16 protein-coding genes are annotated in these 14,883 nt (G+C 72.5%); 6 read left to right on the top strand and 10 right to left on the bottom strand.

Annotation, left to right across the window (positions count from 1 at the left end; translation table 11 throughout):
• Window positions 1-15 precede the first annotated feature (15 nt).
• Window positions 16-1,614, top strand: a complete 1,599-nt coding sequence (locus ID574_RS34785; RefSeq protein WP_223167369.1) for an AAA family ATPase — start codon at window positions 16-18, stop codon at window positions 1,612-1,614.
• A 6-nt stretch (window positions 1,615-1,620) separates the two neighbouring features.
• Here the strand turns inward: ID574_RS34785 and ID574_RS34780 are convergent, their stop codons facing one another.
• The 4 genes from ID574_RS34780 to ID574_RS34765 are packed head-to-tail and all read right to left on the bottom strand — an operon-like array spanning window position 1,621 to window position 5,833.
• On the bottom strand, window positions 1,621-2,457 hold the full coding sequence (locus ID574_RS34780; RefSeq protein ID WP_188193247.1) for a transglutaminase family protein: 837 nt from the start codon (window positions 2,455-2,457) through the stop codon (window positions 1,621-1,623).
• Window positions 2,442-3,332, bottom strand: coding sequence for an alpha-E domain-containing protein (locus ID574_RS34775; protein ID WP_188193246.1), 891 nt, complete (start codon window positions 3,330-3,332; stop codon window positions 2,442-2,444). The genes ID574_RS34780 and ID574_RS34775 overlap by 16 nt, the downstream gene beginning before the upstream one ends.
• Window positions 3,329-4,864, bottom strand: a complete 1,536-nt coding sequence (locus tag ID574_RS34770) for a circularly permuted type 2 ATP-grasp protein (protein WP_188193245.1) — start codon at window positions 4,862-4,864, stop codon at window positions 3,329-3,331. The genes ID574_RS34775 and ID574_RS34770 overlap by 4 nt, the downstream gene beginning before the upstream one ends.
• A gap of 45 nt (window positions 4,865-4,909) precedes the next feature.
• Window positions 4,910-5,833: a MerR family transcriptional regulator gene (locus ID574_RS34765; protein ID WP_223167368.1), complete on the bottom strand. Its 924-nt coding sequence runs from the start codon at window positions 5,831-5,833 to the stop codon at window positions 4,910-4,912.
• 61 nt (window positions 5,834-5,894) lie between these two features.
• On the opposite strand from ID574_RS34765, the gene ID574_RS34760 reads away from it, so the two are divergent.
• Entirely contained in the window at window positions 5,895-6,656 is a 762-nt protein-coding gene (locus ID574_RS34760) for a maleylpyruvate isomerase family mycothiol-dependent enzyme (RefSeq protein WP_223167367.1), read from the top strand.
• Here the strand turns inward: ID574_RS34760 and ID574_RS34755 are convergent.
• A complete protein-coding gene (locus tag ID574_RS34755; protein ID WP_188193243.1) occupies window positions 6,653-7,897 on the bottom strand; it encodes an RNA polymerase sigma factor in 1,245 nt (414 codons plus the stop codon). The two genes, ID574_RS34760 and ID574_RS34755, sit on opposite strands and share 4 nt — an antisense overlap.
• Window positions 7,894-8,256, bottom strand: a complete 363-nt coding sequence (locus ID574_RS34750) for a YciI family protein (protein WP_188193242.1) — start codon at window positions 8,254-8,256, stop codon at window positions 7,894-7,896. The genes ID574_RS34755 and ID574_RS34750 overlap by 4 nt, the downstream gene beginning before the upstream one ends.
• Window positions 8,257-8,410: 154 nt before the next feature.
• On the opposite strand from ID574_RS34750, the gene ID574_RS34745 reads away from it, so the two are divergent.
• Window positions 8,411-8,632, top strand: coding sequence for an SgcJ/EcaC family oxidoreductase (locus ID574_RS34745; RefSeq protein ID WP_188193241.1), 222 nt, complete (start codon window positions 8,411-8,413; stop codon window positions 8,630-8,632).
• Between the two features lie 70 nt (window positions 8,633-8,702).
• Here ID574_RS34745 and ID574_RS34740 read toward each other — a convergent pair whose 3' ends face one another.
• The 4 genes from ID574_RS34740 to ID574_RS34725 are packed head-to-tail and all read right to left on the bottom strand — an operon-like array spanning window position 8,703 to window position 12,225.
• On the bottom strand, window positions 8,703-9,347 hold the full coding sequence (locus tag ID574_RS34740) for a response regulator (RefSeq protein ID WP_188193240.1): 645 nt from the start codon (window positions 9,345-9,347) through the stop codon (window positions 8,703-8,705).
• Window positions 9,338-10,513 (bottom strand): sensor histidine kinase, encoded by a 1,176-nt coding sequence (locus ID574_RS34735; protein ID WP_223167366.1) that lies wholly within the window; start codon window positions 10,511-10,513, stop codon window positions 9,338-9,340. The genes ID574_RS34740 and ID574_RS34735 overlap by 10 nt, the downstream gene beginning before the upstream one ends.
• 9 nt (window positions 10,514-10,522) lie before the next feature.
• Window positions 10,523-11,314, bottom strand: coding sequence for an ABC transporter permease (locus ID574_RS34730; RefSeq protein WP_188193239.1), 792 nt, complete (start codon window positions 11,312-11,314; stop codon window positions 10,523-10,525).
• A complete protein-coding gene (locus ID574_RS34725) occupies window positions 11,311-12,225 on the bottom strand; it encodes an ATP-binding cassette domain-containing protein (protein ID WP_188193238.1) in 915 nt (304 codons plus the stop codon). Before ID574_RS34725 ends, ID574_RS34730 begins: the two co-directional genes overlap by 4 nt.
• 597 nt (window positions 12,226-12,822) lie before the next feature.
• Between ID574_RS34725 and ID574_RS34720 the strand changes: the two genes are divergently transcribed.
• The 3 genes from ID574_RS34720 to ID574_RS34710 all read left to right on the top strand — a co-directional run bounded on the left by ID574_RS34720 (window position 12,823) and on the right by ID574_RS34710 (window position 14,881).
• Window positions 12,823-13,332 carry a hypothetical protein gene (locus tag ID574_RS34720; protein ID WP_188193237.1) on the top strand — a complete coding sequence of 170 codons (510 nt, stop codon included), beginning with the start codon at window positions 12,823-12,825 and terminating at the stop codon, window positions 13,330-13,332.
• Window positions 13,326-13,841, top strand: a complete 516-nt coding sequence (locus ID574_RS34715; protein WP_188193236.1) for a hypothetical protein — start codon at window positions 13,326-13,328, stop codon at window positions 13,839-13,841. Before ID574_RS34720 ends, ID574_RS34715 begins: the two co-directional genes overlap by 7 nt.
• A gap of 137 nt (window positions 13,842-13,978) precedes the next feature.
• Window positions 13,979-14,881 carry an NBR1-Ig-like domain-containing protein gene (locus ID574_RS34710; protein ID WP_188193235.1) on the top strand — a complete coding sequence of 301 codons (903 nt, stop codon included), beginning with the start codon at window positions 13,979-13,981 and terminating at the stop codon, window positions 14,879-14,881.
• Window positions 14,882-14,883 lie beyond the last annotated feature (2 nt).

Here is a 14,883-nt window from a genome sequence, read left to right as displayed (position 1 = left end):
TGGCAGAATGTGACCATGCGGCCACCCGGAGCGAAGTACTTCAACACCACCGGACCCTGCGACCCGCGGCGCCACTACATGCTGCCCCCCACGCCGCGGCTCCCGGAGGCGCGAGAGCTCATCGACATGGACCGTTACTTCGTGCTGCACGCGCCCCGCCAGACCGGGAAGACGACCGCGCTGCGCACCCTGGCCTCCGAGCTCACCGCCGAGGGAGACATTGTCGCCCTGCTGTTCTCCTGCGAGCGTGCCAAGGCGGCCGGTGACGACTACGCCGCCGCGGAGTCGATTCTGCTGAAGTCCATCCGGCAGGCCACCGAGTGGTCGGGATGGCCGGACGAACTGCTGCCACCGGATCCCTGGCCGCAGTCACCCCCGGGCACCCGGTTCGGTGCGGCACTGAGCGAGTGGTGCCACCGTTGCCCGCGCCGGGTGGTGCTGTTCCTCGACGAGATCGACGCCCTGCAGGGCACCAGCATGATCAGCATCCTCAGCCAGCTCCGCGACGGCCACAACGCGCGGCCGGGGGGCCAACCGTTCCCCACCTCCGTGGTCCTGTGCGGCTTGCGCGACCTGCGTGACTACAAGACCGCCTCCGGCGGCGACCCCGGTCGGTCCAACCCGGCCAGCCCGTTCAACATCATCGCCAAGTCACTGCGCCTGGGCGACTTCACCGCCGACCAGATCGCCGAGCTGTACGACCAGCACACACAGGCGACCGGCCAGGAGTTCGCCGAGGACGCGGTGGATCGGGTCTTCGAGCTGACGCAGGGACAACCATGGCTGGTCAACGCCCTCGCCCTAGAGATCACCACGTGGATGAAGGTGACCGGCACCATCACCGCCGGGCAGGTAGATGAGGCCAAGGAACGGTTGATCCGGGCGCGCGCCACCCATCTGGACACGCTGGTGAGGCGGCTGCACGAGCCGCGGGTCAAGCGGGTGATGGAGCCCGTGGTGGCCGGGTCGCTCCCCGACGCCGACCCCACCTTCTCCGACGACCTGTCCTACGTCTGCGATCTGGGTCTGGTCAAGGAGAAACCCCCGCTGGAGGTGGCGAACCCGATCTATCGGGAGATCATCCTGCGGGTGCTGGGAGACCCGACGGAAAACTACGTGATGGCCGATCCGCGTAGCTTCGTGCTGCCGGACGGCCGTTTCGCCCTGGGGCGGCTGCTGGATGAGTTCGTCGTGTTCTGGCGCGAGCACGGCGAGGTGCTCATCCGGCAGGAGGGCTACCACGAGGCCGCCTGCCAGATCATCCTCATGGCCTTCCTGCACCGGCTGGTGAACGGCGGAGGCTACCTCGATCGGGAGTACGCCGCGGGCACCAAGCGCCTGGACGTGCTGGTCCGCTGGCCCTACACCGGCCCGGAAGGCGAACGGCTGATGCAGCGGGAGGCGATGGAGCTGAAGGTCTGGCGGGCGGGTGAGGCCGACCCCCTGCCCGACGGCCTCACCCAGCTCGACCGCTACCTGGACCGGCTCAGCCTCCCCACCGGCGTGCTGGTGATCTTCGACCGGCGCCCAGAGGCCGCGCCCTGGAAGGAACGAGGTGGCTTCGAGCAGGCGACTACACCCTCCGGCCGCCATGTCACCGTTCTGCGCGTGTGACGGGTGCTAGCCGGGCATGGTGTGGAGCGAGGCCGGGCCCAGGCGGGTGACGGTCACCGTGATCTCCTGGCGGCTGCCGGGCGGTCCCTGGTAGATGCCCTTGAGCGGTGGAACGTCCGCATAGTCCCGGCCGCGGGCCACCACCACGTGCGCCTCCCCCACGTACGTCCGGTTGGTCGGGTCGAGCGGCAGCCACTCCCCCGCCCAGTACTCCACCCACGCGTGGCTCTGCCCCACGACGGGCTCGCCGATCTCGGCGCTCGGCCGCGGATGCAGGTAGCCGGAGACGTAGCGGGCGGGCATCCCGGCGGCCCGCAGCAGCCCCGCGGTCAGGTGCGCCATGTCCTGGCAGACGCCCTTCCCCAGGTCCCACGCCTCCTGGGCGGAGGTCTGCACGCCGGTCGAGCCCGGCATGTACTCCACCCGCGCCGCCACCAGCTCGCAGATCGCCTCGGCCGTCTCGTGCGGGTCGCGGCCGAGCGCCTGCATCCTGGCCAGCTCCTCCAGCTCGGCGTTCACGGCCGTCATCGGGGTGCGCCGCAGCAGCTCCTCCATCGACGGGTCCGGGTCGTGGACGCCCGTCCTGGGCCGGCGCGGCCCGCTGGTCTCGACGCTGCTGACGGACTCGACGGTCAGGGACGCGTGCGGCTCCATCACGTCGAACGCCTTCACCGTGGTCCCCCAGTAGTCCTCGTACTGGTAGACCGGCACGGACGGGGTCACCGTGACGCGGCTGGACAGCACGTTGTGCGCGGGCGTCATCCTGACCTCGTTGTAGGAGGAGTGCGCCTCCCCGTCGTATTCCACGTGCGTCACGTGGGAGACCTTCACGCGCCAACCCATGCCATCGCCTCCCTGCGCTGGAAGAACCGCTTCGTGATCGCCTCTCCGGCGGCCGCGCACGCCTCCTGAAGCGCGCCGAGCAGCTCCGGCAGCCGGTCGCGGAGCTCGTTCAGGTCGGCGTACTCCAGACCGGCGCGCACCCGCCCGATCGCGGCCTGCGCCTCGTCGGCCACCCCGGCCCTGGTCGTGTCGGGCGCCAGGGCCCGCAGGCACTTCTCCGCTGTCAGCAGCGAGTAGACGACCGAGCGCGGGAAGAGCCGGTCGAGCAGCAGGAACTCCAGCACCTCGCCGTCCCTGGCGCCGTGTGTCCTGGTGAACGACTCGTCGGCCCCGCTGGCCTGCAGCAGCAGCCGCCGGTCGCCGGCCAGGTGGACGGCGAGCAGCCGGGTGGTCATGTCGACGCGTTCCAGGCTGCGGCCGAGCACGATGAAGCGCCAGCAGTCGTCCCTGCTCATGGTGGCGTCGGCGAGGCCGAAGAACAGGGCGGCGCGCTCGCGGACGAACGCCAGGTACGCGTGCGGGGGCCGCGACTCCAGGCCGGACAGGTGGTGCCAGGTGACGTTGAGGCATTCCCACACCTCGCTGGACAGCACCTCGCGCACGCCGCGCGCGCTGTCCCTGGCGGACGTGATGGAGGAGGCGATGGAGGCGGGCTCGTCCACGTCGTAGGCCAGCCGCCGGATCACGGCCTGAGGGCTGGCGGGGGCGGCCGGGCTCAGGCCGAGCACGGCATAGAGGGAGCCGGAGGTCTCCGGCTCGTCGAGCATGCGGTGCACGGACACGTCGAGGAGCCGGGCGGTGTCGTCGGCGCGTTCGACGTACCTGCCGATCCAGTAGAGCGTCTCGGCGATGCGGCTGAGCAGCGGGCGGGTCATTGCTCTCCTTCCCAGGCCGCGGTCCTGCTGGGGCTCCACTGGGCGGCGCCCGCCGTGGCGGGCACGGCGGCAGCGGCCGCGGAAATGGACGCGGGGGCGCCGGGCTCGCCCAGCACCCAGGTGTCCTTGGAGCCGCCTCCCCTGCTGGAGTTGACCACCAGCTCACCCTCCGGCAGCGCGACGCGGGTCAGCCCGCCGGGCAGCAGCCACACGTCGTCGCCGTCGTTGACGGCGAAGGGCCGCAGGTCGATGTGGCGCGGCGCGGGCCGCTCGCCGACCAGGGTGGGCGAGGTGGACAGCAGCACCGGCCGCTGGGCGATCCAGCCGCGCGGGTCCTCGCGTACGGCCTCCCGTACGGCGGCCAGCTGCTCCGGCGTGGCGACGGGCCCGATCACGATGCCCTTGCCGCCCGCGCCGTCCACCGGTTTCAGCACCAGCTCGGCGGCGGCGGCGAGCACGTGGTCGCATATGTCGGGATCGTCCAGCCGGTAGGTCTCCACGTTGGGCAGCAGCGGTGCCTCCCCCAGGTAGTAGTCGATCAGGTCGGGCACGTACGTGTAGACGAGCTTGTCGTCGGCGACACCGTTGCCCACGCCGTTGGCGATCGTGACGTTGCCGGCACGGGCGGCGTTCACGATCCCCGGACAGCCGAGCACGGAGTCGCCGCGGAAGTGCAGGGGGTCGAGGAAGTCGTCGTCGACGCGGCGGTAGACGACGTGGACGGGGCGGCGGCCGTACGTGGTGATCATGTAGAGGCGGTTGTTCTCGCAGACCAGGTCACGGCCCTCGACCAGCTCCACGCCCATGAGGCGGGCCAGCAGCGCGTGCTCGAAGTAGGCGGCGTTGTAGACGCCGGGCGTGAGCAGGACCACGGTGGGGTCGGCGACCCCCGCCGGGGCGGCGCCGCGGAGGGCGGCCAGGAGCCTGGCGGGGTACTCCTCGACCGGGCGCACGTACTGCTCCGAGAACAGCGTGGGGAGGGTGCGGGTCATGGCGAGCCGGTTCTCCAGCACGTAGCTGACCCCGCTGGGGGTGCGGACGTTGTCCTCCAGCACGTGCAGCACGCCGTCCTCGTCGCGGATGAGGTCCGTGCCGCCGACGTGGACGCGCACGCCGTTGGGCGGGCGCCAGCCGTGGGCCACCCGGTGGTAGTGGGGGCTGGAGTGCAGGAGCCGCCAGGGGACCACGCCGTCGTGGAACACCTGGCGTGCGCTGTACACGTCGTCGAGGAACGCCTCCAGGGCGCGGATGCGTTGCCGCACGCCCCGCGTCACGAGGTCCCACTCGGCGGCGTCGATGACCCGCGGGATCAGGTCGAGCGGGAAGGGCCGCTCGACGCCCGCGTAGTCGAAGGTGACCCCGCGATCGGTGAACATCCTGGCGAGCTGCTCGGCCCTGGTCCGCAGCTCGTGGGCGCCGAGCGGCTGGAGTGCCGCGAACAGCGCCTGGTACTGGCGGCGGGGGACGCCCGGCCGCTCGAACATCTCGTCCCACGCTCCGGCCATGACATATGAATCGAAGATGTCCGCCATGACCGGAATTTAGGAAATCTTTGTTTCGTCCGATGGCGTCGCATGTTACAAGCGGTCAGTCCTGACGGAGTGCTCCAGTGAATCGGTCAGCCACAAATGGGTGGAGCCGAGCGTGACCGCCTCGCCGCTGATCTCCGTCACCAGCCGCCAGTAGCGGCGCATCCACGGCTCGCGGTCGGCGGCCACGTCCGCCAGCAGCCGCCGGCGGAACTCCGGGGTGTCGCGGCCGCCGCGCACGCCGGCATGCGCCGCGACGTACCGGTCCAGCTCGGGGCCCCCGCGGGGCGGCGCGCCTGCCAGCACCAGGGGCTCGGCCAGCGTGCACGCCTCGCCGACCCCGGTCATGAGCGCGTCCTCGTCGGAGATCAGCTCGACGTTGACGCGGGCCCGCTCCAGCAGGCGGCGGGTCAGCGACCGGTCGCCGGCCAGGGCGGCCAGCTCGGCGTAGGCGACCACCTGCGGCGGCGTCGGGTCGACCGGCGGCTCGGGCACGGCCATGGCCACGAACGCGGCGAACATGCCCTCGGAGATCGGCGCCAGCATCGCCCGCCGCCAGAAGTCGATCACCGCGTCGCGGGCGGCGGGCCCGGAGTCCGCGGCGGCCAGCAGCTCCAGACGGGCCGCCCGCTCGGCCGGCCCCGCCTCCTCGACCGCCCGCAGCGCCGCCCGCCGCCAGGCCAGGTCCGCCAGCTGGACGTCGAGCGCCGCCCGCTCGGCCGCGACGACCTCGCCCACGGACCGCTCCCCGTCGAGCACGCGCCGGACGGAGGTCAGCCCGAGCCCGAGCCCCCGCAGCCGCCTGACCAGCCCGAGCCGGTCCACGGCCGCCCGGTCGAACCTGCGGTGGCCGCCGGTGCTGCGTACCGAGTCGAGGAGCCCCTCGTCGCAGTAGAACCGGATCGTCCGCACCGGCACCCCGGTCAGCCGGGACAGGTCCCCGATTCCGAGCGTGTCATGGAGTAAAGGCACTTGAACCTCCACCTGACTGGAGTTCCTACGGTACCCGCGTGACCTTCGAAAGGAGATCTTCATGGCGGTGACGCTGGACGACGGGCGGCTGGAGGAAGGGCTGCGGGAGGTGACCGCGGGATTCGCCCGCGCGGTCGCGGGAGGGGACCCGGCGGCTGTGGTGCCGACGTGCCCGGAATGGCCGCTGCGGGTGCTCGTGGGGCACATCGGGCAGGCGTACGCGTACGCGGCCGGCATCCTGCGCAAGGGCGAGATCCCGCCGGTGCCCGACCCGTGGGAGGCCGAGCCGGGGGCACCGGCCGGGTGGGAGGAGTGGCTGCGCGAGAGCGCCGAGGACCTGATCGGCGCGCTCCGGGAGACCGGGGCGGACACCGAGCGGTGGACGTTCCTGGGGCCCGCGCCGGCGCGGTTTTGGGTGCGCCGGATGATGGCCGACACGGCCATCCACTCCTACGACGCGGCGGTCACGACGGGCACGGCGTTCGAGATCGCCGGCGACCTCGCGGCCGACGTGGTCACCGAGGGCATGGACATGCTGACCGCGCCCGGCGCGGAGACGCTCAAGCCCGATCTCGCCGGGCTACGCGGCCGGGGCGAGCGGCTCGGGGTGCGGCCCCCTGACATGGCGGGCTGGGTGGTCGTCAGGACGCCCGGCGGGCTGCGTTACGAGCGCGGGCCGGTGGAGGCCGACGCGGTCGTGTCGGGCGAGGTGGCGGATCTCATGCTGGTCTGCTCGCGCCGCCTCCCCCTCGACGACGAGCGGGTGGAGGTGACCGGTGACCGGGCGCTGCTGGAGCACTGGCTGGCCCGCATGGCGTTCTAGGCCCAGCTGATCCGCTCTTCCAGCAGCGCCTGCTGGGCCGGGTTGGCGGTCAGGGCGAGGGCGCGCTCGTCGGACTCCCTGGCCTCCTGCCGGCGGCCGAGGTCGCGCAGCAGCTCGGCGCGGGTGGCGTGGTAGAGCGGGTAGTGGTCGAGGGTGTCGCCGAGGTCCTTCAACGCGGCCAGCGCGGCCTCGGCGCCGTCCACGTACCGCACGGCGATGGCCCTGTTGAGCCGGGCTACCGGTGACGGGGCGAGGTGCAGCAGCATGTCGTACAGCACGGCGATCTGCGGCCAGTCGGTGTCCTCCCACCGCTGGGCCTCGGCGTGGCAGGCCGCGATGGCGGCCTGCAGCTGGTACGGGCCGGGGCTGCGGTGCCGGCGCGCGGTCCGGGTGAGGAGCTGGATCGCCTGGTCGATGGCGGCGCGGTCCCACAGCGAACGGTCCTGGTCGGCCAGCAGCACGAGCCGGCCGTCGGGGCCGAACCTGGCCGCGCCGCGGGCGCGGTGCAGCCGGATCAGCGCCAGCAGCCCGGCCGCCTCGGGCTCGTCGGGCATGAGCCCGGTCAGCAGCGAGGCCAGCCACTCGGCGTCGTCCACCAGATCGCGGGCTTGCGCCCGATCCAGCGTGCTGGACAGGTAGCCCTCGTTGAACAGCAGGTAGATGACGGTCAGCACCTCGCGCAGCCGGCCGGACATCTCCTCGCCCGAGGGCACCCGGTACGGGATGCCCGCACTTGCGATCTTCTTCTTGGCGCGGGTGATGCGCTGCGCCACCGTGCTCTCCTGGGTCAGGAACGCGGCCGCGATCTGCGCGGTCGTCAGCCCGCACACCACGCGCAGGGTGAGGGCGACCTGCGCCTGGCGCGTCAGTGCGGGGTGGCAGCAGGTGAAGACCAGCCTGAGCCGGTCGTCCGGCTCGCCGGGCTCCGGCTGACGCAGGAGGGCGAGCTTGTCGCGGTAGTTGGACTCGCGTCGCAGCAGGTCCAGGCCGCGGCGGCGGGCCACGGTGTACAGCCACGCCTCGGGCCGCTCCGGCACGCCGTCGACCGGCCAGCGCACCAGCGCCGTCTCCACCGCGTCCTGCACCAGGTCCTCGGCGGCGGAGAAGTCGCCGAGCAGCGACACCAGCGAGGCGGCCAGCCGGCCCGCGTGCTCTCGCACGGCGCGCGCCACTTCCTCGCGCGCCGCGCGGTCGTGCGCCGCCCGGTCGTGCGCCGCCCGGCGCGGGACTTCGTCCGTCATCGTCCGGCGTGCATGTCCTGGACGGGGCGGATCTCGACGGTGGGGCAGGCCGGCCAGGTGCGGACCATGCGCAGCGCCTCGTCGAGGTCCTCGACCTCGATCTCGCAGAACCCGCTGACCACCTCCTTCCCCTCGACGAAAGGCCCGTCGGTGATCACGGGCTCGGCGCCGCGCTGGAGCCTGACGGTGGTGGCGGTGTGACCGGGCTGGAGCTTGCTGCCGCCCATGCTCACCTTGCCGGCGTGGTCGGCGAACCACCGCTCCACCTGGCGCACGGCCTCCGCCCGCTCCTCGTCGGTCATGGCGGCCAGCTCCTTGGCGTATTCCTCGGTGTCGACGAACATCAGCACGTACTTCATGTCGCCTTGCTCCTTCCCCTTCAGCCTCTTTATAGGGGAGACGATCGGGGACCCGCGGCATTCGACACTTTTTCGCGCGGGAGCGATGAGCCGGCGGCGGCCGGCCGGTATATCCCTCCGACCGATCGAACTCGGCACGGAGGAAAAGCTGAAAATGACCATCGACACCAGCGCTGTCCAGGACGTCCTGCGGAAGGTCTACGAGGCCTGGGACGCGGGCGACGCCGACGCGTTCGCCGAGCTCTACCTGGACGACGCGACCGTGGTGATGCCCGGCACGTTCCGCCGCGGGAAGGCGGCCGTGCGCGACCACATGGCTGCGGCGTTCGCCGGTCCGCTGAAGGGCTCGCGCGCGGTGGACCGGTGCTGGAGGTGAGGCGGACGGGGATCGCGCGGAACGTCGTGTTCCAGTCGCCGGAGGTCTTCGAGGCGTTCGGGCTGCCCGCTCAGCTCTCGAGGTAGCGCAGGATGGCCAGCACGCGGCGGCTGTAGCCGGGGTCGCGGGGCAGGTCGAGCTTGTCCATGACGGCGTTGACGTGCTTCTCGATCGTGCTCAGCGAGACGTGCAGGCGCTCGGCGACGGCGGCGTTGGTCAGGCCCTGGGCGAGGTGGCGCAGCACCTCCGCCTCGCGCGGGCTCAGCCTCGTCAGCGGGTCGGTGTGGGTGGTGCGGGCGAGGAGCTGGCGGACGACCTCGGGGTCCAGCGCCGTGCCGCCCGCGCGCACCCGGTCGAGGGACTCCAGGAACTCGGCCACCTCCGAGACCCGGTCCTTGAGCAGGTAGCCGAGGCCCTCGGTGGGGCCGGCCAGCAGCCTGGCCGCGTAGTGCTGCTCGACGTACTGCGACAGGACGAGCACGCCGACCTCCGGGCGGCGTGCTCGGATCTCCAGCGCGGCCCGCAGCCCCTCGTCCTTGTGGGTGGGCGGCATGCGCACGTCGATGACGGCGACGTCGGGGCGGTGCCGTTCGACGGCGTCGAGAAGGGCGGGGGCGTCTCCGACGGCGGCGACGACCTCGTGCCCGGCGTCGTCGAGCAGTCGCGTCAGCCCTTCCCTCAGCAGGACGGAGTCGTCGGCCAGGATCACCCGCACGGGGCCGCCTTCGGCAGCCGGGCAACGATCTTGGTGGGGCCGCCGGGCGGGCTGTCCACGGTGAGCTCGCCGTCCAGCGCCAGCACGCGCCTGGCCAGCCCGGACAGGCCGCCGCCCGCGGGGTCGGCGCCGCCCTTGCCGCCGTCGGAGATCGCCACGCTCACCGTCCGCTCGTCCTCGCTCAACACGACCAGGATGTCACGTGCCCCGGCGTGCTTGACGGCGTTGGTGATGGCCTCGCGGGCCACGAAGTAGAGCGCGGTCTCGACCTCGGAGACGGGCCGTTCGGCGAGCCCGAAATGGACGGTGACCGGCACGCCCGCCCGCTCGGCGACGCCGGCCAGCGCGGCGCGCAGCCCCAGCTCGTCGAGTGCCGTCGGGTAGATCCGCCAGGCCACGCTGCGCAGCTCGTCGAGGAGGCGGCGCGACTCGGTGTACGCCTGGGCGACGAGTTCGGCGGTCCTGTCCTGGTCGCGGGTGTGCCGGGCGCGGCCGAGCAGCATGGCCAGGGCCACGCCGCGCTGCTGGACGCCGTCGTGCAGGTCGCGTTCGATCCTGCGGCGCTCGTCGTCCACGGCCTTGACGATGCCGGAGCGGGTGGCGGTCAGCTCGGCGACGCGCCTGCGCAGCCGCTCCTGGCGGTCGGGGCCGAGGAAGCGGGCGGCCAGCCGCCGTTCGAGCGACCCGACGGCCAGGAACAGCAGGACGGTCACCGCCAGCAGCACCAGGCCGCCGGTCAGGCCGAGCACGCCGCTGGAGGTGACGATCTTGACTCCGGGCAGGTCCACGGGCACCGGCTCCTGGTCGCCCCAGGTCAGGTCCCACAGCCCGCCGAGCAGCAGCAGGCCGGTGAGGAACAGGGCGGCCGCGCACACGTAGCCGCCGAGCAGGCCGAGCGCGGCGCGGGCGGCGAGGAAGGCGTGCCCGCCCGCGCCGCCGCCCGTCTCGTGGCCGAGCCATCGGGAGAGCCGGGCGCGTTCCGCGGCCGTGAGCCGGGCCAGGCCGCGGGCGACGGCCGGGCGCGCCGCGGGGAGCAGGGACGCGGGCCACGCCACGCAGAGGAAGGCCAGCTCGGCGGCGGCGAGCGCCATGCCCAGGAGGACGCCGGTCAGGGCCCGCGCGATCCGCCGGCCGTGTTCGGACACGGACGCCTGGTCGACTGACACGGGCCGAGTCTAGGCGTCGCGGCGGCGCAGCACGGCGTGGCCCGCTGCCAGCGCCGCCGCCGTCCAGGCGGCCAGCCAGGCCAGGCCCTCCCCCGCCGAGTACGGCATCGGCCCGCCGGTCATGTTGTCGGTGCTGCCCATGAAGGCCAGCCCGGCGAACGTCGGCATGCGCAGCGACGCGTCCAGCGCCACCTGGCTGCCGGTCATCAGCATCATCAGCGGCAGCCCCAGGAGCAGCATGAACACCACCGTCAGCGTCCCTGCCGCACTGCGGACGGCGGCGCCCACCCCCAGGGTCATCACCGACACGAACGCGAAGAACCCGCCCACGCCCAGCAGATCGGGCACGACTTCCCCGATCGGCAGCACGACGAGCCCGCGGAAGGCGTCCAGCGACAGCAGCAGGTAGACCGCCGCCGTCGCCACCGCGCCCGACAGCACGCCCGCCGCCGCCATCACCGGTGCCACCACCAGCGCCTTCGCCGCCAGCATCACGCCGCGGACGGGGACGGCCTGCAGCGTGACGCGGATGGAGCCGGAGGCGTACTCGGCGGTGATCGCCAGCATCGCCGCCGCCACCAGCGCGAACTGGGCGAACGACGTGGCCGAGACCACCGGCTCGCTCGCCACGACCGGCACGGCCGGGCCCTCCCCGCGCAGGGCCTCCGTCGCGGTCGCGCCGCCCAGCGTCACGGCGGCGAGCACCATCAGGCCCGCTGCGGCGGCCAGGCACCACCACGTGGACCGCACCGACCACAGCTTCGCCCATTCGGCCCCGGCCGCCTGCCACAACGTGCTCACGCCCCCGCCCTTCCCGCGCCGTACTCGACGCTCTGCTCGGTCAGCTCCTGATACGCCTGCTCCAGCGACGCCTCCCGGGTGCGCAGCTCGTGGAGCCTGATCCCGGCCTCGTGGGCCAGGTCGCCCACCCGCTCGATGGGCGTTCCGGTGGCGACCAGCTCGTTCTCGCCGGAGCGCGTCACCTCGGCGCCGGCGGCGCGCAGCCGCACGGCCAGCTCCCTGGCGTGCGGGGTACGCACGACCACGGCCGTCAGCGAGCTCCCGGCGATGACCTCCGCCAGCGGCGCGTCCATGATGAGCCGCCCCTTCCCGATCGCCACCAGGTGGTCGGCGGTCAGCTGCATCTCGCTCATGAGGTGGCTGGAGACGAACACGGTGCGGCCCTCTCCGGCCAGCGACCTCATGAGGCCCCGCACCCACCGCACCCCGTCAGGGTCCAGGCCGTTGACGGGTTCGTCGAACATCAGCACCTCGGGATCCCCCAGCAGGGCCGCCGCGATGCCGAGCCGCTGGCTCATGCCCAGCGACAGCGTCCCGGCGCGCTTGCGGGCCGCGCCCGCCAGGCCGACGGTCTCCAGCACCTCGGTCACGCGCCGCCGGGGGATGCCGTTGCTGCGCGCGAGCGCCACCAGGTGCGCGTACCCGCTGCGGCCGGGGTGCAGGGCCCGCGCGTCGAGCAGCGCGCCCACCGTGCGCAGCGGGTTCCTGATCTCGTGGTACGGCACGCCACCGATCAGCGCCGTGCCCGACGTCGGGTGGTCGAGCCCCAGGACAAGCCGCATCGTCGTTGATTTGCCCGCCCCGTTCGGCCCGAGGAAGCCGGTCACCGTGCCCGGCTTCAGCTCCAGCGACAGGTCGTCGACGACCAGCCGGTCGCCGTACCGCTTGCTCAAGCCCTTCAAACTGATCACGTCGGCCCACGCTAGGCAGCGGCGGCCCGGCCCGCCATGGGGGCGGGCCGCCGACCTCTATGGCGGGAAACCGGAAGTGGTTCAGGCCGGAGGCGAACGGGGGACACCTCCGGCCTGCTGCCGGAACCGTAGCCCGCGGGGCGGGCGGGTGACCGCGCAGAAATACCGGTCCCTGCTGTGCCGTCCGACATCGCGGCGGTTCGTCAGACGATACGCTGCCACCGGGCATTCACCGCCTCCTATGAGAATCCCGGCTGGATCAGAAAATCGGCGGCCGAGATGGAGCAGGCGAGCCGGCCGCCCGGGCGACGAGCGCTGCAATTGCCGGGGCCATCTGGATTGCGGAGACTGCTCCGGCTGCTCCCCTTGCTGCGATTGCTCATGCTGACCTGACCTGCGGTTTTGGTTGTCCTGATCGCTCTGGACATTGTCTGGACGGTTGGACGGGGCAGATCGCTTGCCGATTCCCGGCAGCGGCGGTCACAGTTGTGCCGTTCCCCGGCGCCGGTGTGCGGATAAAGCACTGAACGGCCGTGCGCGATTCATCGGGGATTCCCGAGTCGGAAAGCACAGAGGATTTCTTGGAAAGGAGATCCGGTGATCGGACGAAAAGGGATCGCAGGCGCGGTTCTCGTCGTCGGGCTGACCGCGACCCAGCTCATGGCGGGGTCCGCGGCGAGCGCCGAGACCGCGGACGGCGCGGCTTCGGCCGCTCTGGCGCCGGGCTGGTCGGCGAAGTCGAAGCTGCGGATCGGCTACCACGACCGCTGCAAGGGCTGGCATCGCATCAAGACCCCGTACCGGACCGGCAGGTACATCACGACCAGCCGGCAGGTCCACTGCGAGAAGGGCGAGTGGGGCCGCCAGTCCGTGGTCAAGACGAGCCTGCAGCAGTACCGCGGGCTCGGCTTCTGGCGGACGAAGGCCACCGACGAGGAGAAGAAGGGGCGGGAGGCGTTCACGGTGACGACGACCGCCACGTGGAAGTGCTCGGGCGGCAGCCAGCTCTACCGCAACCAGACGAAGGTGCATCTTTACTCCGTCCTGCGCGGCAGCAAGACGGCCACCCTGTACAAGCGGTCGGAGGAGCGCCGGATCCGGTGTTGACCCCGAAGAAGAGAGCCGTTCCGACGTGGAGCCTGATCGTCGGCGCCGTCGTGACGGTTCTGGCCCTCGTCCTGTGGGCGGCGGTCTCGGTGGCGGAGCAGGAGCCGTACGCGGACGTCAAGAGGCGGTACATCGCCGCCGTGGACGCCGTGTGCGAGCAGGCGACCCGGCGGTCGGATCTCCACGAGGAGCCGCCCGCGAACCTCCGCGAGGAGGTGGACGAGCTGCGCCGCGCGGCCGAGACGCTGACCGGGACCGTCGCCGCCATCGAGGCGATCGCGCCGCCCCGCGACGACGCCGCGCGGGTGCGGGAGATGTTCCACGCGCCCGCCAGGGCGCTGGCCGCGAGCCTGCGCGAACTCAGCGGACACGCGGAGGCCGCCCTGCGCGGGGGCCGGGACGCCGAGGCGAAGCAGGCGGTGGACCTGTCCCTGGAACCGGACGAGAACGAGAAGGCGCTGCGGTCCTTCGCAGCCGAGTACGGGTTCCGGGCGTGCGCCGGCGAGTGACGGCAGCGTCCAGGTAGACCGCGAATTTCGGAATTATCTGGACAATTCCGGTAATCTTATCCCCTCTCAGATGCAACACCCGGCTGTGCCGAGTCGTCGGCACAGCCGGGTGACGGCGCCGGACAGGGGAGGTGACGATGCCGGAATTACCGGAGGCGTCAGGCCCCCGGCAGGAGCCCGGCCAGCGGTGGACGGAGCGTGGGGCACGGCCCGGGCGACGGCCGGTCCGGCCTGATCCGGCCGCCGGCCCCGTGGAGGCGCTCGCGTACCGGCTGTGGGAGCTCAAGGCGGAGGCGGGCGATCCGTCGTTCGCGGAGATGTCGTCCCGCCTGGGCGCGGCGGCCTCGAAGTCGTCCCTGGCGGCCGCCGCGCGCGGACAGGTGCTGCCCACCTGGGAGACGACCTGGGAGTTCGTCCGGGTCCTCGCGGTCGACCGGCTGGGCCAGGACGCCGAGGAGGCCAGGCGCGAGTGGCGGGCCCGCTGGGAGCAGGCGGCGGGCACCGTGCACACCGAGACCCAGACCCCCGAGACCGAGGCCCCCGTGGCGGCGCGACCAGAGCCCCGATCCCCTGCCATGAAACCGACCATGATCGCGGCCGTCGCGATCGGCTCGGCCGGCGTCGCCGCCGCCCTCTTCGCCTGGCTCGCCCCGCTGCTCTCGGAGAAGGAGCAGCCCAGCGCCCCGCCGCAGGCCGTCTCCCCGCGCGACGACTCCGCGTTCGAGGGGGACGTCACCTTCCCGGACGGCACGGTGGTGGAGAGGGGCACGGAGTTCACCAAGACCTGGCGGATCAGGAACACCGGCACCGTCCTGTGGGAGGGGCGCTATCTCACCCGCCTCAACGACACCCCGTGCCGGGCCCCCGATCGGGTGCGCATCTCCCAGGCCCGGCCGGGCGAGTCCGTCGACATCTCGGTACGCGTCCGCGCCGCCGACTCCCCCGGCCGCTGCAAAATCTATTGGAAGATGACGAACGCGGACGGGCACGAGCTGCTCGCCGCCAAGAAACCGATCTTCCTGGACGTCGTCGTCGACTGACC

This window comes from Nonomuraea sp. SYSU D8015 (genome assembly GCF_008065375.1).
Taxonomy (GTDB): domain Bacteria; phylum Actinomycetota; class Actinomycetes; order Streptosporangiales; family Streptosporangiaceae; genus Nonomuraea.
Note: the sequence above shows the minus strand (reverse complement) of the source record. Positions and strands in the feature narration are given on the sequence as shown.

Excerpts from the sequence above, each read along its gene's own strand:
- ID574_RS34785 (WP_223167369.1), top strand. The coding sequence starts at position 16 with ATGCGGCCACCCGGAGCGAAGTACTTCAACACCACCGGACCCTGCGAC.
- ID574_RS34745 (WP_188193241.1), top strand. The coding sequence starts at position 8,411 with ATGACCATCGACACCAGCGCTGTCCAGGACGTCCTGCGGAAGGTCTAC.
- ID574_RS34710 (WP_188193235.1), top strand. The coding sequence starts at position 13,979 with ATGCCGGAATTACCGGAGGCGTCAGGCCCCCGGCAGGAGCCCGGCCAG.
- ID574_RS34755 (WP_188193243.1), bottom strand. The coding sequence starts at position 7,897 with ATGACGGACGAAGTCCCGCGCCGGGCGGCGCACGACCGGGCGGCGCAC.
- ID574_RS34770 (WP_188193245.1), bottom strand. The coding sequence starts at position 4,864 with ATGGCGGACATCTTCGATTCATATGTCATGGCCGGAGCGTGGGACGAG.
- ID574_RS34780 (WP_188193247.1), bottom strand. The coding sequence starts at position 2,457 with ATGGGTTGGCGCGTGAAGGTCTCCCACGTGACGCACGTGGAATACGAC.
- ID574_RS34760 (WP_223167367.1), top strand. The coding sequence starts at position 5,895 with ATGGCGGTGACGCTGGACGACGGGCGGCTGGAGGAAGGGCTGCGGGAG.
- ID574_RS34750 (WP_188193242.1), bottom strand. The coding sequence starts at position 8,256 with ATGAAGTACGTGCTGATGTTCGTCGACACCGAGGAATACGCCAAGGAG.
- ID574_RS34775 (WP_188193246.1), bottom strand. The coding sequence starts at position 3,332 with ATGACCCGCCCGCTGCTCAGCCGCATCGCCGAGACGCTCTACTGGATC.